We start from the raw sequence: 18,903 nt of genomic DNA on the forward strand, positions 1-18,903 counted from the left end.
CCCGCGGAGCGGGATACCCGGCGGCAAGCCGCCGGGAAGTGAACGCCTCCGCTTCGCTCCGGCGCATTCCCCCGCAAGCGGGGGAATGGAATTCCGCAAGCGGAATTCAAAAGGCAGGGTAATTCGCGCAAGCGCGAATTGGGGGGCAGCCGCGCAAGCGCGGTTGCCTGGGCTGGGAGCAAGGGAAGGTGCATCGCGCGCGGGCCTGTGTAGGGCTTGGGAACCCTAGGTACCACCCCAGCAACGAGAGTGACGGATCGCCAGCCTGACGGGGTGTCGGCCCCACCGTAGTGACGGGTTCCGCTGCGCTCCACCCGAACCCCTCCCCCAACTCGAAACCGCCTCAACATGTTCACTAATGCCCCGTCAGCATACCGTATGAACCGTGCTTGTGGGTGGATATCAGCCAAGTGTCAGCCTCCATGGCGAACCTGTCGCGCGGGTGATGCATCACGGCTGTTGGCTGTGTAGAGTCTGGGTACAGACACCACAACCTCCGGCCCCGTCCCACCGCGCCGGATTTTCATTTCTGATTGCGCGACACATTCCGCGAAAAGGAGAGCACGGGAATGGCCGTGAAGCTGCGTGACCACCAGATCGAGGCTGTTGCTGCCATTGTGCGCGGTCTCGATATCCCGCCGGGCGGCATTCCCTTCAACGGCCTGCGCGGGCAGGTGAACGCCGCGTGCGGGACGGGAAAGACCATCATTGCGGCGGCGTCGGCAAAGCGCATTGTGCCCAAGGGCCGCGTTCTCGTCCTGGTGCCGACGCTGGACCTTCTGACCCAGACCGTCCAGGCGTGGCGCGCGGCCGGGCACACGGGGCCGGCAGTCGCCGTGTGCTCTCTCCAGGACGACCCGGAGCTGTGGAGCCTCCAGGTGCGCTGCACAACGAACCCCGTGCAGCTGGCGTTGTGGCACGGCGAGGGGCCGGTGACCATCTACGCCACGTACGCGTCCCTGGGCGTGCTCGCGGAGGCTTTCGAGGGCGTCTACGGGCAACAGTTGGCCCCGGTAGACCTCGCGGTGGTCGATGAGGCCCACAGGACTTCGGGCTCGATGGGTAAGGCGTGGGCCGACATCCACAACCAGAACGTCATCCCGGCGCACCGCCGGCTGTACCTGACGGCCACGCCGCGGATCTGGGAGGAGCGGCTGAGCCGGGAGGTTGCCGAGGGAGCGCGCGACCCGCTGCCTCGGGAGATGGCGGCGAGCATGGACGACGAGAAGGTCTTCGGGCCCGTCCTCTACAAGCTCAGCCTGGCCTCTGCCGTCTCGCGCGGGTTGCTTGCCCGGTACCAGATCATCGTCCTGGAGCTCCAGGACCCGGTCGTCACGCCCGAGCGGCTGATGGGCGAGGACCGGCGCAGCGAGGAGGTGCGCGGGCAGCGGCTCGGGGCGCTCCAGGCCGCACTGCTGCACACCATGACGGAGCACCAGCTCCAGACGTGCATCACCTTCCACCACCGGACGATAGAGGCGCAGGCGTACGCGGAGGGCCTGGAGCGCGTGGCCGCGAAGCTGCACGCCGACCAGCCCGAGAAGTACCCGGCGAAGATCTGGGCGGACTGGCTGTGCGGCGAACACGTCCCCGAGCGCCGGCGAGAGGTCCTGGGCGGCTTCGGCTCCACCGCGCGGCGCGCCGTGCTCTCCAACTGCCGTGTCCTGGGTGAGGGCGTGGACATCCGGGCCGTGGACTCCGTTGCCCTGCTGGACCCCAAGGGCGCTCCGCACGACATCGTCCAGGCCATCGGCCGGGCGCTACGTCAGACGCCGGGACAAGGCAAGCTCGCCTCTCTGATCGTGCCGGTATTTCTCCAGCCCGGAGAAAAGCCGGAGGACATGTTCACCTCGGGATCGTACCGGCCTTTGGTGAAGATTCTTGAGGGATTGCGCGCTCACGACGAAGAGGCAATCGAATTGCTCGCGATCCCGCAGGAGCCTCAGAAGGACGTCGCGCAGCCGTCCGAGTACATCGGTCCGCCGCCCGAGGAAGGCGAGGCCGAATCCCGTCTGCTACTCCGTTTTGCCGCTCCGCGTGACCCAGTGATGGTCGCAGACTGGGTCAGCTTCAACGTGATCGACACGGAGAAGCAGGACTGGGCTCGCGGCTGGGCGTCGCTCAAGAAGTTCACCGAACGCGAGCTTCACGCCCGGGTCCCGTACGGACACAAGGAGGGCGCCTACCCCCTTGGACAGTGGATCGCCGAGCAGCGACGGGCGTACGGGGCGGGGCAGATGACCGGCCTGCGCGCGAAGCGGCTGGAGAAGCTCGGCATGGTCTGGTCGCTGGCCGACGAGCGGTTCCAGGAGAACCTGGAGGCCGCCAAGGCGTACTTCGAGGAGCACTGGACGCTGTGCGCGCCCCGGTCCGCGACGGCGCTGGACCGCCCGGTGGGGCAGTGGCTGTCCAACATGCGCAGGCCCGGCGCCCTGGACGACCACCCCGAGTGGGAGGAGGCATTGAAGGCGGTCGACGAGGACTGGAACCCGTCGTGGACGCCGGAGTGGCAACGGCACTTCGCCGCGCTGCGCGAGCTGCTGACCGACGAAGAGGGCCAGGCGGAGGTCCTGCCCGGCTTCACCGTCCACGGGATGGACGTCGGCAAGTGGCTGGCCAAGCAGCGCAAGCCGGAAGTCTGGCAGGCCCTGACGAGTGGGCAGCGCGATCGTCTGGAGCGGCTCGGCATCGCGCCGTCGGCCACGGAGACGCAGACACCCGAGCAGCCGCCCACGGCGGCCGTGAGTGCCTTCGAGAGGGGCGTTGCGGCCCTGGCGCAGTATAAAGCCCGGGAGGGCTCTCTGACGGTCCCCCGGGCCCACCTGGAGCGGCTGGAGGACGGCACCGAGGTCAAGCTCGGCGTGTTCCTGTCGAACACCAAGACCCGCCGCGCCAAGCTCACGGAGGACAAGCTCGCGCAGTTGGCTGGCCTCGGTCTGGCGTGGGCGGCGGTCTGACGTCACCGTGCGGGGGCGGCCCCGGCCGCCCCCGACACCCGTCAGGAACTGCCAGACACACTCCGCGTACTCAGACGGCCCTGCGAAAACCAGGAAAGCAAAGGAGATACGGCGACCGCGACACTGGCCGATACGTCTCCATGTCACTGCAAAGTTCGGAGAACTGTCACCATGATCGACCGGGTCCAACCGCTCTTGAGCAACAACAATGCACCTACACATCAGTGACATACAAGGCGGAACATCCCAGTAACATCACGGCCGAACCTCACACCCGCCACCTCCACCTCCCTGTAGGCCGCCAAACCGACGTAGCCCGCTGTCCACTCCGTTGAAGTCCTCAACGCGGTGCCGCCAACGGCGTAGAGCAGGAACACGCACCCACAGCACGTCAATGACAGCGCGCGACGCCCCGCGCGCGAAATGGCAGGGTTTCGCACTGGGGTGCACCCTGGCAGGAGGGCAGGACAGCCGAGGGAGCGCGCATGGAACTGTTGACAGCAGCGATCGTGGCTGCGGTCGCGGCGGGGGTGACTCGCGGGGCTGGCAGCGTCGGCGAGAGCCTCGTCATGGATGCTTACAAGGGTTTGAAGGATCTGCTGCGCCGCAAGCATGGTGAGGACAGCGGTGTGGCCCAGGCGGTGGAGGAGCTTGAGGCCCGGCCGGATTCGGAGGCCCGTCAGCAGGTCCTGGCCGAGGAAGTCGCAGTCAGTGGAGCGGGGAAAGACCCCGAGCTGTTGAGGGCCGCCGAGAACCTGATTGAGCGGCTTCAGGCCGAGCCTGGCGGCGAGAGCCACGTACAGCAGGCGGTCGGCAACTACATCGCTCAGGCGGACCGTTCGGGGCATGCGGAGGTCCACGTCGATCGGCCGGCGGACAACTCTCGGGACTAAGGACCCGGGGTCGACGATGTCCGCGCAAGACGAGGTCCGGCAGGAGGCCAGCGGTAGGTACATCGCGCAGGCCGCGCCCGGCGGCACGGCGATGGTCGTCAGCTACCAGTATGTGCCGCCGCAGCCGGTCGCTGAGGAGACTCTGGTGGCCGCGGCCTGGAAATTGGCCGAGTTGCCATTGGGAAAAGTGCCGCCAAGAGGGGCGCTGCCTGCCGGATCCCGTGTGGCCCTAGGGCCCAATCCGCTATTCGTGGGCCGTATGGATGATCTACGGACACTGGCCGCTGGCTTCGCGGGCTCCAGCAGGGTGCTGGCCGTGGCGGGACTCGCCGGGGTCGGTAAGACCCAGCTCGCCGCTGAGTTCGTGCACCGCTACGGCCCCTATTTCGCGGGCGGAGTCTTCTGGCTGACCTTCGCAGATCCGGATGCAGTCCCGGGTGAGATCGCCGCATGCGGCGGGCCGGGCGGACTCGAGCTACGCCCGGACTACAGCACGCTGAACTTTGAAGACCAGGTACGGCTGGTACTCGCGGCTTGGCAGAGCGGCCTGCCGCGCTTGCTCATCTTCGACAACTGCGAGGACGAGGCACTGCTGGCCCGGTGGCGGCCGCCGACCGGTGGCTGCCGGGTCTTGGTCACGACACGACGGGAGGTATGGGACCCACATCTCGGCGTGGACGTCCTCAACGTGGACGTGTTGCAGCGCCCCGAAAGCGTCGAATTGCTGCGCCGCTATCGAGCCGATTTGCTGGCGAACGATGACACCCTTGACGCCGTGGCCGCCGAGCTGGGTGATCTACCACTCGCTCTTCATATGGCGGGGAGCTTCCTGGCCCGCTATAGCGAGGTCCTCACCCCAACCGCATACCTTACGCAACTGCGCAGGACCGGGCCGCTTTCGCATGGCTCGCTACAGAAGGCAGGTATCTCGCCGACCGGCCACGCGCAGAATGTAAGCCGAACCTTCGCCCTAAGCTATGACCGACTCGATCCGGCAACAGCCGTCGACGCGCTGGCGCTGGCCCTGCTCGAGCGCATCGCCTGCCTCGTGCCAGGCGAGAATACGCCGCGCCTCCTCCTCTACCGATCCGCCGGAGTCGACCTCGGCGACACCGACGCGCTACTGATGGCAGAGGACGCTTTGCACCGCCTCGTTGAGCTTGGCTTGCTGCAAACCCAGTCGGCCGGGGCGCGCCTGCACCGCCTAGTCGCGTCGTTCGTCGCTGACCGGCAAGCCGACGGGGACGGACGGGCGGCGGTGGAGGGTTCTCTCCAAGAACTCTTCGACGAATGCAACGACACCGGCGACAATCTCACCGCCAGAGGCCTGGAGTCCCACATGCGAGCGGTCACGGAGGCGGCACTAGAGCGCGGTGGCCAGACCGCCGTGCGCCTCGCCCGCAGTCTGGGTAACCATCTGCGTCAGGACGGCCTCTCGGAGAGCCACGATTTTGTGTACTACCTCGAACGTGCCCTACAGATCGACGAACAGTTGCACGGCCAGGGTCATCCGTTGACCGCGGTGAGCGTCAACGACTTGGGATTTGCGTACCAGATCGCTGGTCGCTTCGGCGACGCCCGGGCGTTTCTGGTTAGAGCCCTGCCCATGTGGGAGGCGCTCAGCGACGAGGCGAACCGCGCTGCCACGCTCAATAACCTCGGATCGCTTGCCCGTGCCGAGGGTTCTCTGGCCTTGGCCCGCCGCTACTACGAGGAGGCGCTTGACATCCTTGAGCGCATCCTAGGACCTTCGGATCCGCGCACCACCAGCTCCCTCAGCGCCCTCGGAATCTTGCTGATTCAGCAGGGGGAGCTCGAGAAGGCCCGCGAGATCTTGGAGCGGACGCTGCGCATCCGCCTCGAGGCACTGGGACCGGACGATGTGCGCACCGCCGGCGCGCAGGTCGCCCTGTCACAACTGCATGCCACTCTGGGTGACTTCCGTGCAGCCCGCGATCTGTACGTACAAGCGCTGCCAGTCCTCGAAAGAAGGCGGGGCGGATCGATGTATGCAATGAGGAGGATCAACTTCCTGATGAGCATTGCTGAGGAAGGAGGCTCTCCCTCAGAGGTCAAACAGCTAAGCGCACAGTGGAATCGTATGCGGGATGCATTGCTCGCAGAGGCTCGCCCTGGCTCCAGCACCTTCCTCAACAACATCGGCTTCGAGCAGTGGCTTCGCGGCGCCTATGGCTGGGCGTTGCGCACATATCTGGATGCTCTGGCTTTGGAGGAGCAGGCACAAGGCCCGTTCAGCCCGGGACTCGCTACGATTCTAAACAACCTGGGCATGGTTCGTGAGCGCACGGGGGCACACGCCGAAGCAGCAGCCTTCTACGAACGTGCCCTCAATATCCAGCAACGTGCCGGGCTGTCCAACCACCCTCTCACCGCCAAGATCATCAACAACTACGGAATGACCCTAAGCTCCCTCGGCAGGCTGCCCGAGGCCCAGGAACGGCTTGAGGAAGCGCTCGCCCTGCGAATGCAGCTGCACGGGAAGGAGCAGCGAGACACCGCTATTACCCTTGCCAACCTGGCGATCGTCCGCCATGCACAGGGCGATCGGGTAAAGGCCCTGGCCGATGTGGAGCACGCGGTCGAGGTCTGCCGCCGATGCGTCGGCGAAGCCGCCCCAGACTACGCCCGGTGCCTCCACTCTCTGGGCGTAGTCAACCTGGCGGAGGGCCGGGCCCTCGCAGGTCGGGAGTGCCTGGAGCAGGCCCTGACCATCCGTCAAAGCAGCCTCGCCCCCGACCATGCCGAGACAGCGGACACGCTCAGAGTGCTGGGTAGCTTGGCTCGCAACGAAGGCGACCGAACCGGCGCGACGTCCTTCCTCGCCGAGTCGTTGCGGATCTACGAGCGCCGACTCGGTCGAGATAACCCGACATGCCGCGCTGTGCGCGACGAACTGGCAGCGTTTTAGACCGCCTATGTGGTGAGGCGGACGAGTCGCTTGTAGTAGCAGATGGCTGCGGCGAGGCCGAGAAGGACCCGGATCGTCGACGTCCAGCGCGATCGCGATCGCGTCAGCCCCTTCGACGACGACCGCCTCGGCGAATAGCTCGACCGGGGGAGGACGTCGGTGTCGTCCCGCTGGCCCCGGAGCCGGAGCCCGTAAAGGCGCCTGCAACGGCCGTGAGCGTCTTCGAGCCGCAGTACAAGGCCCGCACGGGCTCGCTGACGGTCCGCAGGGCCCACCTAGAGCGGCTGGAGGACGGCACCGAGGTCACGCTCGGGGTGTTTCTGTCGAACACCAAGACCCGCCGCGCCAAGCTCACCGCCGACAAGCTCCAGACGCTGGCCGCCCTCGGCTTGGAGTGGGCGGCGGCGTGACGCTGTCGGACGAGACCCCGGGTGCGCTGTGCGTCCCGGGGTCCTTCTCTGTCTCCGGGGCGGCGGCATCGCACTGGAGTGTGTGTAAAGCCCTGGAATCTTGGGCCTTTCCCTCTTCGAGCACAGGTAGCCACGGCCTTCTCCTGGGCCTTGGCCGCGCTTTGACTCCTACCGTTCCGAGCCGTCCTCGTCTTCCCCCACGCCGTCGTCGCTGTCTCCGAAGAGGGGACGAAGTACCTCCCGCAGGTCGAGGTCGAGACGCTGAGCGGGGATGGACAGAGACCGCTGGACCTTACTGCTGACGTTGGTCGCCGTCGCTCGCCACTCCGAGACGAAGGGGTCGGCTTCCTGGCTGCTGTAAACCGTGATCGGATCCAGCGTCACGGTCTCATGGGGGCGAAGGTCCACCGGAGCGAAGCGGACGATGGTGCGGCCATCCTGCCGCTCGATGTCCGGGGAATGTAGGGACGGCAGGTGGTAGGCCGGTGGCTGCACCCCGAGCACCCCTGGGTAGCCGCCGATGACGGGGATGGTGCCCTCCCCATATTTGGCCGGCTGGGAAGGCCAGTCGACCTCTTCCTCTGCGTCGGCCGTGACATGCGCCGAGACGGTGTCGGGGAGGCTCAGCACGACCTGGACCTTCGTGAGGTTGTCTTCGCCGGGGTTGGTCAGCGTGAGGGTCAGAGGCGTGCCGGCGTCGCCGACCGCCTGTGCCAGTGCATGCTGCATCGCGAGGTCGAAGTCGCTCAGGTACTCGTCCACCTCCTGCCGGAATTCCTCCGGGGAGCGGGAGTCAGGCCACAGGACTTGGAGTGACCCGAAGCCACCGAACGGATTGGAGGCCGCCGCCTTCTTCCTCTGGTCCGCGGCCTCCAGCTGGCCCAGCAGCTCGTCGCGGAGGAAGTCGGTGATCGTTCGTCGGGCGGCCTCGGTCGGTGCGAGCACGGCGACGGCGCCGGTGGTCATGGTTACCTCGACGTTCACACGATTCGTTGCCCTACGGGCCCGCTCGGTGAGTGCGTAAATCTCTGCGGGGTGAGCGGGTTCGGTCCTCCCGGCGTACCGATGGAAGACGACACCCGGGCGGAAGCTCGCGAATTCCTTGTGCAGGGGATGGATGAGATCGCCCCATCGTGGGGGAAAGACGTCGACGAGCATGACATGGCGTCGGCCCTCGTCGATGTCCATGGGCACGTACGTGAACTGGTAGCGGCTGAAGTCGCCCAGGAAGCGCCTCAGCCAGACATCAACCTTCTCGACATCGTGTGTCGGAACTCCATAGATCCCGTCCTCATCAACCCCTACCAGGAGGTAGGCGTGGCCCCCAACCCACTGCTCCGCCACGTCGGGTATCCGGTTGGCGAAGCCGAGGATCGCTTTCGATACAGCGAAGGCTCCTTCCGCCTTCGACACGTCGTGTTGGGACTTCCACTCCAGCCAGCGCGTCTCGTCCGCACTGCTGGCGCTCAAAACGGCCCGGATCAGCTCTCGCTGCCGTGCCAGACCGACTACCGGTTCGTCCGCGTTGAAGTCCAAAGTCATGGTTGTCCTTCGTGCCAGGTGAACTCCAAGCATGCGGGACCGCACCGACAGACCCGGGCCACGAGCGCTGAGCGGAGCGCGAGGCCCAGGACCGCGCGCCCTCGGGCAGGGTGTGGCGTTGTACCCCTGCCAGAACCAGAAGAGGCACATGTCTTGCGGTCAGCGCCATCGGGGTGGAAGTGCCATCGTCACCTCGCCAGCGGTGGTCTTGAGGGTGAGGGTGGTCTCGCCGCGGCCGATGGCGCGATCGATCTTCTTGATTTCCGTCCAGGTGAACCCGAGGCGGCGGTACTTGTTCCGCTGCTTCGGGCGCATGTGCTGGATGTCTTCCTTCGAGGCCGTGGTCATCCCCGGATGCCATGACCTCGCCGAGCCACTAGTCATCTTGGGCACGGGAGCCTCCCCTCACCCACACCGGCGGTGCGTTGTCCGCGTACTGCTCCCGGTCCCGAGGCACTAAGCGGCTTTGGTGAAGTTGGCTGCTGATCCTTTGATTCGTGCCCGCTGACGTTCCAGGGCCTGATCGACTGCGGTGCCGACCGCTTCGGCGGTGGTGTGGACGCGCTCGGGGTAGATGCCCTGGTGCGCGTCCAGCCGTAAAGCCGTAAATCCTCCAGCTGGGCCCGGGCGGCCTGCTGGAGGACGGGGTCGGCCTTGTGCCGCAGCGTGTCCCGGGTCCGTTTCCACCGGAACCCGTCCCGGTGGAGCAACTCGGTCAGCCAGGCCGGCGAGACCCGCGCCCCCCGTTCCGCGGCCAGCCAGTCACACAACGCGGCGGCAGTCCAGGTACGGCCCTGCCGGGCGGACTCGTCCAGCAAGGCGGCCAGCGCCTCGCGGTCCTCACGGGTGACCGATGCCGGGCGGCCCGGGCGCGGGGCATCCGCCAACGCGTCGAACCCGCCCGCCGTGAAACGGTGGACCGCACCACGCACGGTGACCTCGTTGCATTCGAGCAGGTCAGCCACCTCGGGCACGGTCAGGCCCCGCCCCATCAGCCGTATGCACTCCAGACGCAGTCTGGTACCCGGCGCGAGATCACGCGCCCGCAGACGCTCGCGCACCTCGCGTTCCTGATCAAACGTCAACTCCACACGCAGGATCTTCGGCATAAGGCAGCCCCTCCCTGCCCCGTCTCATACCCGAACAACAGCCCGCATCACCGAGACCGCTTAGTACCAAAACGCTTTGACGACGGCCTTTCCGGCCGTGGCGGCGCGGTCGTAGAAGGCCTGGAGGGCGGCGTGGCGGTGGAGATAGCTGCTCTTGACGTCCTCCTCGGCCCAGCCCGGACCGAACGCAGCGCACATCCGGGGGCCGTTCGCCTGCCAAACGGCGTCGAACGAGACGTCCGTGAGGAAGGCCGACGCCCGCTGCGTCGCGGCCGGGGTCAAGTGGACGAAGGGCGGATGCTCGTTGGCAGGGTGGTGGATGATGTGTCCGCCGAAGACGGGCAGTTCCCACGCCCCGTCCTGCCCCTCCGGGAGCCGACCGGCTGCCTCGTAGAGTTCGTGAACCGAGCCGAAGTCCTTCTCGATCGACTCCGCGATCCCCGCCTCACGCTCGGCCTGGCGGACGTCCCAGTCCCAGGCAGCCCCCATGAACTCCGCCAGCCAGCCGTAGTCACGCCGGACCTCGGATTCCCGGACGGCCCGCAGATGCATGTGGAAGCTCACGTCCCCACCCTTCGCCACGAGCGGCCCGGCATGCCCGGGCCGCTGGAGCGGGAAGGGTATCCCCGGGCGCTGACAGCGGGCGGCGCCCGCGTCCACGCTAAGCGGGCTTGGGGAAGTGAGGCACGCCCCCACGCCGCCCGGCACGCACTCTCGTCGCACCGGCCGAAGACCCACGTACATCCAGTACGAGGGCCTTCAGCTGGCACGCCGAGAGCACGCACCGAACGACGCGGAAACGCACGCCACTTCCCCAAGACCGCTTAGCGGGGTACTCCTGGGAGGGATGAGCGCTCTGGTGGGCTGCTCGGACGGGGCCTGGACCACCTTGTGCTTAGGCGTGAGCGGTCGAGGCTCCCGTCTGCCCGTGCTCGGCTGCCGTAAGTAGTCGGGGATTTCGCCTGCGACGATCCGGGCGGCGCGAGCGCGCGCAGCGGCCTTGAGCGCAGCCTTCCGAGCCCGCTTCGCCGCGGGAGATTCCTTCGGCATTCGCCCAGCCTATGGGGGCCCGGTCCCGTACGACATGGTGATGACGGACATCTACGCCTCAGGAATCGGCAGGTCCAGTTCCATTCTCATGAGCACGCGCCTCGCCATGTTCGACCGCTCTGTCTGAATCATCGTGCCGGAGCACTCCGACACCCGATCCGCGTTCACTCGAGCGAACCTGTTGGCGAGGGCGCGCCCCTCGGCTTGTCTACGCGGCCGGGTGAGGGGGAAATCGGACGGATCGGCGTTCGGTGATCGCTATGGCGTGGTCGTGGATGAACGTGCCATTGATCGTGATGCCCATTTCACGGCACGCCTCCTTGAGCAGGCCGCAGATCACGTCGACAGGCTCGTTGCGGTGGCTGACCGCCAGACGGTCGAAGGTGTGCTTGTAGCTCTGGAGGAGGTGGGCCTGGAGAGGCAGCGGCGCATAGGCATCGGGGTCATCGCCGATTGGCTTCGTGGGGAACATCGCGCGGATGGCGTCGAGATCGAGTTCCAGCGTGGCGCACGGCTCTTCCTTGGCGGTGTCCAGTTCTTCTCGTAGAGCAGCAGCAAGACGGCCTCCTTCACCACCCTGGCCGGCGATGTCGTCCAGCACAGCGAGAAAGATCCGCTGATGGATCATGTCCATCGTCCCGGTCCTCCCGCGCTCGTACGCGACGGGAGGCTCGTCCGGCTTCTCGTCACGTACCGGCAGATAGCCAAGGTCCCGGCACTCATTGAGGAGCCGGGTCACGTTGGCCTTCGAGGAGGGCGCGAACCCGAAGAAGCGACGGACAGCCTCGTTGGGCGACGGGGCTTGGGGGTCTTCCGCTTGCGCAGCCTCAGCCTCCTGCGCGATCCACGCCGCGACAAGATGGCGTTCGGGCGATGCCTGCCGCCGGCGGGTGGGAAGCTCCGCGATCTCCTCCTTCATCAACGCGATATGCGACCTGCCGGACCACGGCGATCCCATGACGGTGTTCACATGCTGGCGGATCTGCTCCATCGGGATGCTCTTCAAGCCGCTGATCCCGGCGGCCTCCACCCCCTTCTTGGGCTCGATGGCGAGGGCGGTGATGATGACGGCCTTCTTGGCGTCGCTCCACTGAGCGTGGACGTGGTAGCGGTACGGGCCGTCGAGGTGTGTGAGGTCGAACGAGGAGTGTCCGTTGCTGTCCCAGGTCCCCAGGCCGCCGCTGATCAGCGCGGCGGGCGGCTGCGGCACCGGCTCGTCGGGGAGTCCTACGGCGCAGTTCGACGGGGTGGGGTCGCTGTTGTGCTTCATGGACCAACGATCAGGCTAATGACCAACTTGCCCGATCTGGTTCTCGCAGAGCTGACTCGCGAGGCTGGAAGCCGGTGGATCCGTCGCCTCTCGGCGCCGGGCGACGGCTCTCACCTTGATCACTCGCAATACGACCAGGAGAAGACGATGAGCGAGAACGACCAGGATGGCGGTCAGCTGCCCGTGCGCTGGGGGGTCATCCTGAGCACTTCTGTCAGCGCGGCAGGCGCCTGCGGCGTGGCCAGTGCAGTCGGCACGATCGCCGTCACGGGGGATTACCTTGCCGGTGCCTCAGCTGGTGTCGTTGCGGCGACCGGCACGTTCTTCGGTGTGATGACCAAGATGAACCAGGCCCTCGCCCGACGGTAGGCGGCAGCGTGGGGCACCCCTAACACCCGTGGTGCCCCACCCACCCCGCGCTGACGGACACGCCCCTGAGGGGCGCTCCCCCGCTGGCTCCTTGAACAAGTCGGGGCAAGCAGGTGTCGGCGCGCTCTACTTGTTCGGCTCCTCGCCTGTGCCCGCGTCGGTGCGCAGCTTCAGGACCGGCATGTCGGCCGTCTTGGCCCGCATGGCTTGGCCCGTGTCGTAGGTGACGAGCCGGACCGGGCCAGCCGCGATGGCACGGGCGGAGAGCGCCCGGTCGATGATCTCGTCGTCGGGGAGGGGCAGGCGGGTGTGCCCAGGTGGGTCGAGCAGGACCTCGACCTCGTGCGGCGCGCCCGCGTCGTCGTCGAGGAGTTTGTCGAGGACGGCGAGGGTGTAGCCGGCGCGCCATCGCGCGTGCCGGTCCTTCGTCTCCTTCAGTCGGTCCAGTTCGTCCACGACGACCATGGGGAACAGCACGCGGACCGGGCCGGTGATCCCGGCGAGCGCCGCGAAGTCGACGTCCAGGAGCTTCGCGTCGTGCTGGATGTAGAAGCTGGTGTCCGGCACGAGGAGCGAGATCCCGCTCGGCCACTTCGCCATCTGGTCCTGGAGGGCGTCGATGGCGTCGCCGAGGGCGGCGATACGCTGCTCAATCTCAAGGCTGACGAGCCCGTTCACCAGCTTCTGCTGATCGCTGCCAGCCAGGTGGCCGACCCCGTCCAGGAGCGTCTGATGCGTCCGCGTGCGGACCAGGCGATCGATGTCACGGCCGCTGATCTGGGAGGTGAGCAGCCGTACTGAGTCGTTCGCCCACACCAGGTAGGAGAGCAGCCTCCCGTAGGCGGACTCCGGCGCTCCCCCGTTGATGTTCCCCGCGGCCATGTGTACGGACTGCAGGGTCTTCAGCACGTTGTCCCGGTGCGCGCCGGGTACGGGTGTGACAAGCATCCGTCGATGATGTCAACGCGCCAGATCGTGGAACACGGGTTTTCCGCAGACCGGGTTCGAAGCCATAGCCGAACCCCGGGGGCGACGCCCCGGGGCCCGTAGCGGTTGTACGGCGCGGCTACATGAGCGAGCCCAGAGCCTGCTCAGCCATCTGGACGCCCATCGTGGCCGCGATGGTGGTACCGGCCTCCACGAGTTGGTCCTTCACCTGGGTCGCGAACTGCCGCAGGCGTCCCGGCTCGGGATTCGGCGAAGTCGCTTCGGCGTGAAGGTCCTGGGCGACGCGCTCCAGTTCCACACGGTCCGACTCGTGCATGTTCAGCGTGCCGCTGACCTGGCCGACGTACCCGGCGAGCTGGACGAACAGCGTGGGGTCGACCCCGTCGGAGTTGTTCTGGGTGAAGTTCTGCTGCTCGCCGATGATGACGCCCTTGGCGTTCGGCAGGTAGGTGTTGTACGTGGTGCCGGGTCGGGGCTGGTTGACGTGGTCCTGCACATTTCCTCCTGCCAGGGCGCAGCTGACGCCCTGAGGTGTGATGGCGACGGTGGCGGGTTCGGTGTCGATGTGCTCGATCAGCTTGTGCTGAGTCAGGTGGGCGAGCGCTTCGTGCAGCTCGGTCCCGGTGATCTCGGATCCGGCGAAGTAGGCGGCGGGCGTGGCGAGGAACAGCACCGGGTTGATGGGCTTCTGGTCGCCGGCGGTGTCGAACAGCCACCGGTGAAAGGCATCCATGGTGTATCGGAGCCGGGCGGCGCGGTCCAAGCGCAGCTTCTTCAGGCGGTGGATCGCGGCGCGGCCCGCGTCGGTGAGATGGACGTCGGGGGTCCCGCCCGCGGTGCGCGCGACGCGGACCAAGTCGCGCTGTTCCAGCTCGAAGGCGAGCACGGAGGCGTCCTCGTCGTGCAGCTGCTGTTCTTCGACGAACCGGGTCACGTCGATGTAGTGCGAGGGGTTCTGCTGGGCCTGCTCGTCGAGCCACATCAGGAGTCGGGCCAGGACCGGGTCGTCTTCGGCGGTGTCACGGCCGGGCATGGTTCCTCCTGTGCCAGTCGCCTCGGTCTGGATCGGTACCCGGATGGGGTTCCGATTGGCTGCGCGCTCGTAGCTCTTGGCGATGTCCTTGACGTGCTTGTCGATCGCGCGCTGATTGATGCGGGCCACGTTGCCCTCCTGTCTCAGGTACCTCAGCCAAGGGTACGGAGCGGGTCCGACAACGGGCCTTCCGTTTCCGGGACGTCCCAAGGGGGGTGCCCGCCGTGCAGGCGGACACCCCCCTCTTCGGTCAGGCGGGGTCAGGACGTCTCGGTCTCCTCACCGTTGGCCTGCGCGGCGGCTTCGGCGTCGCTCATGGAGTAGCGCCTGCGTGGGGTGGGCGGTCAAGCCCTGCACGACGTGGACGCGGCCCGGGTTGGTGCTGGGCTTCGGAACGGGAACACCGAGCTTGAGCTCGTGCCACTACGTGCGGCGCGGGCCCCGGGTTGTCATGGCTGATCCCCCCGGGGCCCATGGGGTTTCTGGCTCGGCGTCAGCTCTCGCTGTCCGTCGGCTCGGTGAGCCAGTTGACGACGTCGGCGTCGGACATCAGGATCGCCTGCGTCTCGTGGGTGCCACCCTGCTGGACGACGTGGAAGCGGCCCGGGTGCGTGCTCTGCTTCGGGGCGGGGCCGGCCATCGGGGCGAGGCGCCGCCAGGTGTCGGCCGTGAACCGCGACAGGATCACCGTGGCGAACAGCTCGTGGGCCTGCGCTCCGAGGGCACCGGCGCTGGGCCGCCCGTCGAAGATGACGTGGACGCGGGCCGCGCGTCCCGCCCAGAGGGCTTCCTCGATCGCGGTGATGGCCGGGGACGTCTTGGGGTCGTCCTTCTGCCGGAACGTCTCCCAGTATCGGGCGAGCTGCCGCAGGGTGGTGTCGGCCTCGTCGATCGCGACGATCAGGCGCGGCACGTTGCCGAGGTCGCCTTCGGTGTCGAGGCGGCGCTTGAGCTCGGAGGCGAGGGCGACCAGGGCGTCGTGGATGCCGGCGACGTTGCCGCGGTGGGTCACCGTCGGCAGGGTCTTGGCCCACAGGTGGGAGATCCGCTTGGGGTCGAGGACCAGGGCGTGGGCGCCCTGGTGCAGGAACTGGGCGGTGAGCGAGCGCAGGACCGTGGTGCTGCCGCCGCCGGAGCCGGTGCAGACCAGGACGTGCGGGCATTCGGCGTCCAGGTCGACGGCGATGGCCCGTCCGGTGGTGCTGATGCCGATGAGCGCGGTCCCGGCGGGGAGCGCCTCTATCTGCTCGCGGAGGTCGGGGGCGGCGAAGCTCAGCATCTTCGGGAGCGCGGTCTTCTTCATGGTGCGGTGTTCCTCTTCTGTGCTGGTCCTGGTGAACCGGGTGTTCTCCGGGACGAGGGGGATCGTGTCGGCTGAACCGGACAGGGCTGGTTCGCCGCTGTCGGCGGACTGGCGGGTCAGTCCAGGTCGGTGGTGCCGGTGGCGGCGCGGGGCCGGTTGCGGGCCCACTTCTTGAGGTCGCCGACGCGGTAGAGGAGTTCGGCGCCGCGCTTGTCGGCCGAGGCGGGGAAGGTCTGGTCGTTGGCGCGGGCGTAGCGCAGGGCGGCGATGGTGATGTCCGGCAGGTGGTGCTGGTGGGCCTCGCGCAGCCCGACCGCCTGGTCGTCGTTGTCGGCCGGTGCCGTGTTCGCCGGCGACGTCGCCGTGGTGGTGCTGGCCGCGCCGCCCGGGTTGGCGGCCGGGGGCGTGAGGTTCCAGGCGTCGGCGAGGAAGTCGCCGTCGTAGGGCGACGCCGTTGCCGGGTCGGCTGTGGGGGTGGTGGCCGGGGCGCTGTTGCTCCAGGCGTCGGCGAGGGAGTCGGCGGGCGGCTGGAGCTGCACGGGGCTGGGCTGCGCCGGGACGGGCGCGTGTTTCTTCTCCGTGGCCGCCGAGCCGGTGCTGGCCCAGTCGCGGGCTTCGGTCTCGGTGAAGAAGAGGACCTGTGTCTCGCGGGCGGTGCCGCCGCTGACGACTTGGGCGCGGCCGTGGTGCTTGGTGGACTTCGGCGCTGGGTGGATCTCCGGGGCGAGCATGCGCCAGGCGTTGACGCTGTAGCGGGTCAGGATGCGGGTGGCGAACTGCTCGCGTACCTCCGGGCCGCCGAGGGCGCGGGCGGTCGCGGACTGGGCGACCAGGAGGACGTGCATGCGGACCTGGCGGCCCATGTAGAGGATCTCGTTGAGCGCGTCGACGGCCGGGGAGACCTTCGGGTCGCCGGACTCGCGGATCTTCTCCCAGTAGCGCGCCAGCTGCTTCATCGTCGCGTTGACCTCTTCAAGGAGGATCAGCAGCCGCGGGCCGATGGCGTCCGGGTCGGCGCCGATGCCCAGTTCGTCGGCGACGCGAACCCGGCGCCGGCCTTCCATGCCGAGGGCCACCAGGGCGTCGTGGATGTCGGCGATGTCGCGGCAGTAGGTGACGCCGGGGAGGCCGCTCGCCCACGGGTGGGAGATCCGCTTGGTGTCGAGGACGTACACGAGCGAGCCGTGGTGGAGCATCTGGCAGGCGATGCAGCGCAAGGTCACCGACTTGCCGCCGCCGGTGCTGGCGTTGACCAGGATGTGCGGGGATTCGGCGTCCAGGTCGACGGAGACGATCCGCCCGCCGGCGCCGATCCCGATGATGGGCGCGGACTCCTTGGCCTTGGTCACCAGCTCCCGCATCTTGGGGTCCTTGAAGAGGGCCTTGGCCGGGGGCTTTCGGGTCTTCTTCACCAGCACGTACGGCTTGCGGCCCTCGGGGTGCCAGGAGAACGTCACGCCCTCCAGGGCGAGCTTCTGGGTGATGAGGTCGGCGACGACTTCGCGGGAGAAGCCCAGCCGGGTGGGCAGGTCGATGCGTATCTCCGCGTCGTCGTCGGAGAAGTTCTTCGGGATGTGGAGGTAGCGGCGCGGGTCGGTCTGCTCCGCCAGACCGAGCGGCTGGTGGAGGGCGTCGTGCAACGGGCCGACCCACTCGCGCATCAGCTCCCGGCGCTCGCGGGTCAGCACCATGTAGGCCGCGGTGCCGACGGTGAGGACGGAGGCCGCGCCGATCCCGCCGGGCTCCAGCGCGGCGAGCGCCTGGTCCCGGTTGTCCCACAGTTCCTGGACGCCTCGCCTGGTGGCTTCCAGGTCCTGGGTGGCCAGGTAGCCGGTCTCCCAGACACCGGCCCCCAGCGCGAGGCGGAAGGACAGGCGCTGCCACCCGGGCTTGTAGGAGCGGCGCCGGACGCGGCCCTCCACCTTCGGCAGGACGCGGGTTCCCGAGCGCCAGAACGTGGCGTCGGTGCGCTTCACGCCGTCCAGGTCCCGGCCGGCCAGCACCCGGCCGATCCCGAACACGAGGGACTCGGCGTTCTCCTCCACCTGCTTGTCGAACTTCGTCTGTGCCATGGCCGTGCCCTTTCGGTGTGCGTCCGGGTACTGCACACCCGGATGCGGACACCTCCCTTCTACGGCCGCGGGCCTGTGGATAAGGGACGGCGAAACGAGGCTCTGAGCTGCGGACTGGCCCCGCAATTCGAACACCTGCTTGAATAAATAGGTGACGTCCTTCCGCTTCCCTGCCGACCTGATCAGCCTCAAGCGCCAGCAGATCCGCGCCTACAACCAGCTCGCCCTGCGCCCCACCGTGGGAGCGGCCGAGCTGCGACGGGAGCTGATCCGACTGTCGTGCCTGATCACCTCGCACCCGTACTGGGCGCAGCACGGCTGGAGCACCGCGGGGCGCATCGAGCTGTTCCGGGCGGCCGAGAGCGGGCCGGACGGGGTGCGGGAGCTGAGCGTGCGCTGGAGTGGCGAGGAGTTCGTCGTCACCGAGCCCGGGACGCGGTCCTCATGAGCGACCTGGAGGCCCGGCTTGAGAGCTGGCGGGCCGTACGGGCGTGGCTGGGCTGGCAGCAGAAGCTGGCCGAGCGGACGATCAGCGAGCTGGAGACGGAGCTGGCCGCCGCGGCGGCCCGCCGGCCCCCGCCTCCGCCGCCGGACTGGAAACTCGAATCCATCCGGACCGGGGCCGGGCCGAAGGCGCTGCGCGTCCACGTTGGGGACTGCGCGATGAGCGGCGGCAAGCCCCTCGGCCGTGAGGAGGCCCGCCGGATGCTCGCCGAGGGCGTCGAGCCCTGCCCCTACTGCAGTCCCGAGAACGCGCTCGGCATGACCGGCTGAAGGCGGCCTCCGGGCGGCGGGTACGTTCGGAGGCAAGGGGTGCGGCCTTGGCCACCAGAAGGCCGCGACGGGGGCCGCGCCCCGACCTTCGGACAACCGACGCCCTCGATCGCCGCGCCGGCCATCGAACCTGAATCCTCTTCCCCTCGGCTATCGCGTGGGAAAGAGGTGTCCTCGTCGCGGGGAGGCTTGCCCACCGGGCCTGACCAGGGACGACGAGGGGTGTCCGATTTGCCAGGCTCCC

The 18,903-nt window shown here is 68.0% G+C and carries 16 protein-coding genes; 7 read left to right on the top strand and 9 right to left on the bottom strand.

The annotated features are described in order from the left end of the window. The first annotated feature begins 569 nt into the window (after window positions 1–569). The 4 genes from ACIPYQ_RS38775 (at window position 570) to ACIPYQ_RS38790 (ending at window position 7,189) form a co-directional block, all read left to right on the top strand. Window positions 570–2,957: a Helicase associated domain protein gene (locus tag ACIPYQ_RS38775; protein ID WP_401259126.1), complete on the top strand. Its 2,388-nt coding sequence runs from the start codon at window positions 570–572 to the stop codon at window positions 2,955–2,957. Between the two features lie 485 nt (window positions 2,958–3,442). Continuing rightward, a complete protein-coding gene (locus ACIPYQ_RS38780; protein ID WP_401259128.1) occupies window positions 3,443–3,850 on the top strand; it encodes a hypothetical protein in 408 nt (135 codons plus the stop codon). 16 nt (window positions 3,851–3,866) lie between these two features. Continuing rightward, on the top strand, window positions 3,867–6,779 hold the full coding sequence (locus ACIPYQ_RS38785; protein WP_401259130.1) for a tetratricopeptide repeat protein: 2,913 nt from the start codon (window positions 3,867–3,869) through the stop codon (window positions 6,777–6,779). A gap of 212 nt (window positions 6,780–6,991) precedes the next feature. Then, a complete protein-coding gene (locus tag ACIPYQ_RS38790; protein WP_401259131.1) occupies window positions 6,992–7,189 on the top strand; it encodes a hypothetical protein in 198 nt (65 codons plus the stop codon). A 168-nt stretch (window positions 7,190–7,357) separates the two neighbouring features. On the opposite strand, the gene ACIPYQ_RS38795 is transcribed toward ACIPYQ_RS38790, so the two are convergent. The 5 genes from ACIPYQ_RS38795 to ACIPYQ_RS38815 form a co-directional block, all read right to left on the bottom strand. After that, window positions 7,358–8,731, bottom strand: a complete 1,374-nt coding sequence (locus tag ACIPYQ_RS38795) for an ATP-binding protein (protein ID WP_401259132.1) — start codon at window positions 8,729–8,731, stop codon at window positions 7,358–7,360. Window positions 8,732–8,890: 159 nt separating this feature from the next. Further along, window positions 8,891–9,079, bottom strand: coding sequence for a hypothetical protein (locus ACIPYQ_RS38800; protein WP_366399654.1), 189 nt, complete (start codon window positions 9,077–9,079; stop codon window positions 8,891–8,893). A 32-nt stretch (window positions 9,080–9,111) separates the two neighbouring features. Then, on the bottom strand, window positions 9,112–9,840 hold the full coding sequence (locus tag ACIPYQ_RS38805) for a transposase (protein ID WP_401259134.1): 729 nt from the start codon (window positions 9,838–9,840) through the stop codon (window positions 9,112–9,114). Between the two features lie 60 nt (window positions 9,841–9,900). After that, window positions 9,901–10,404 carry a DUF1877 family protein gene (locus ACIPYQ_RS38810; RefSeq protein ID WP_397737883.1) on the bottom strand — a complete coding sequence of 168 codons (504 nt, stop codon included), beginning with the start codon at window positions 10,402–10,404 and terminating at the stop codon, window positions 9,901–9,903. A 694-nt stretch (window positions 10,405–11,098) separates the two neighbouring features. Beyond that, entirely contained in the window at window positions 11,099–12,160 is a 1,062-nt protein-coding gene (locus ACIPYQ_RS38815; RefSeq protein WP_401259136.1) for a hypothetical protein, read from the bottom strand. A gap of 18 nt (window positions 12,161–12,178) precedes the next feature. Between ACIPYQ_RS38815 and ACIPYQ_RS38820 the strand changes: the two genes are divergently transcribed. Continuing rightward, complete coding sequence (locus tag ACIPYQ_RS38820; RefSeq protein WP_401259138.1) at window positions 12,179–12,529, top strand: hypothetical protein; 351 nt, start codon at window positions 12,179–12,181, stop codon at window positions 12,527–12,529. 126 nt (window positions 12,530–12,655) lie between these two features. On the opposite strand, the gene ACIPYQ_RS38825 is transcribed toward ACIPYQ_RS38820, so the two are convergent. The 4 genes from ACIPYQ_RS38825 to ACIPYQ_RS38840 all read right to left on the bottom strand — a co-directional run bounded on the left by ACIPYQ_RS38825 (window position 12,656) and on the right by ACIPYQ_RS38840 (window position 17,885). Further along, the gene (locus ACIPYQ_RS38825) at window positions 12,656–13,477 is read right to left on the bottom strand and encodes a PIN domain-containing protein (protein WP_401259140.1); all 822 of its coding nucleotides are present in this window, start codon (window positions 13,475–13,477) and stop codon (window positions 12,656–12,658) included. Window positions 13,478–13,595: 118 nt separating this feature from the next. Then, window positions 13,596–14,639, bottom strand: a complete 1,044-nt coding sequence (locus ACIPYQ_RS38830) for a hypothetical protein (protein WP_401259142.1) — start codon at window positions 14,637–14,639, stop codon at window positions 13,596–13,598. 364 nt (window positions 14,640–15,003) lie between these two features. Beyond that, the gene (locus ACIPYQ_RS38835) at window positions 15,004–15,813 is read right to left on the bottom strand and encodes a hypothetical protein (protein WP_401259144.1); all 810 of its coding nucleotides are present in this window, start codon (window positions 15,811–15,813) and stop codon (window positions 15,004–15,006) included. Window positions 15,814–15,929: 116 nt separating this feature from the next. Then, on the bottom strand, window positions 15,930–17,885 hold the full coding sequence (locus tag ACIPYQ_RS38840) for a pRL2-11 (RefSeq protein WP_401259146.1): 1,956 nt from the start codon (window positions 17,883–17,885) through the stop codon (window positions 15,930–15,932). A gap of 151 nt (window positions 17,886–18,036) precedes the next feature. Here ACIPYQ_RS38840 and ACIPYQ_RS38845 point away from each other — a divergent pair, with 151 nt between their 5' ends. Then, window positions 18,037–18,333 (top strand): hypothetical protein, encoded by a 297-nt coding sequence (locus ACIPYQ_RS38845; RefSeq protein WP_401259148.1) that lies wholly within the window; start codon window positions 18,037–18,039, stop codon window positions 18,331–18,333. Further along, window positions 18,330–18,659 carry a DUF6233 domain-containing protein gene (locus tag ACIPYQ_RS38850; protein WP_401259150.1) on the top strand — a complete coding sequence of 110 codons (330 nt, stop codon included), beginning with the start codon at window positions 18,330–18,332 and terminating at the stop codon, window positions 18,657–18,659. Before ACIPYQ_RS38845 ends, ACIPYQ_RS38850 begins: the two co-directional genes overlap by 4 nt. Window positions 18,660–18,903: the final 244 nt, after the last annotated feature.

It is taken from the genome of Streptomyces sp. NPDC090045, from assembly GCF_044747975.1.
Lineage (GTDB): Bacteria > Actinomycetota > Actinomycetes > Streptomycetales > Streptomycetaceae > Streptomyces.

Bases quoted from the DNA above. Each gene is read 5' to 3' on its own strand.
- ACIPYQ_RS38775 (WP_401259126.1), top strand. From the start codon at position 570: ATGGCCGTGAAGCTGCGTGACCACCAGATCGAGGCTGTTGCTGCCATT.
- ACIPYQ_RS38780 (WP_401259128.1), top strand. From the start codon at position 3,443: ATGGAACTGTTGACAGCAGCGATCGTGGCTGCGGTCGCGGCGGGGGTG.
- ACIPYQ_RS38785 (WP_401259130.1), top strand. From the start codon at position 3,867: ATGTCCGCGCAAGACGAGGTCCGGCAGGAGGCCAGCGGTAGGTACATC.
- ACIPYQ_RS38795 (WP_401259132.1), bottom strand. From the start codon at position 8,731: ATGACTTTGGACTTCAACGCGGACGAACCGGTAGTCGGTCTGGCACGG.
- ACIPYQ_RS38800 (WP_366399654.1), bottom strand. From the start codon at position 9,079: ATGACCACGGCCTCGAAGGAAGACATCCAGCACATGCGCCCGAAGCAG.
- ACIPYQ_RS38805 (WP_401259134.1), bottom strand. From the start codon at position 9,840: ATGCCGAAGATCCTGCGTGTGGAGTTGACGTTTGATCAGGAACGCGAG.
- ACIPYQ_RS38815 (WP_401259136.1), bottom strand. From the start codon at position 12,160: ATGAAGCACAACAGCGACCCCACCCCGTCGAACTGCGCCGTAGGACTC.
- ACIPYQ_RS38820 (WP_401259138.1), top strand. From the start codon at position 12,179: ATGACCAACTTGCCCGATCTGGTTCTCGCAGAGCTGACTCGCGAGGCT.
- ACIPYQ_RS38825 (WP_401259140.1), bottom strand. From the start codon at position 13,477: ATGCTTGTCACACCCGTACCCGGCGCGCACCGGGACAACGTGCTGAAG.
- ACIPYQ_RS38835 (WP_401259144.1), bottom strand. From the start codon at position 15,813: ATGAAGAAGACCGCGCTCCCGAAGATGCTGAGCTTCGCCGCCCCCGAC.
- ACIPYQ_RS38840 (WP_401259146.1), bottom strand. From the start codon at position 17,885: ATGGCACAGACGAAGTTCGACAAGCAGGTGGAGGAGAACGCCGAGTCC.
- ACIPYQ_RS38850 (WP_401259150.1), top strand. From the start codon at position 18,330: ATGAGCGACCTGGAGGCCCGGCTTGAGAGCTGGCGGGCCGTACGGGCG.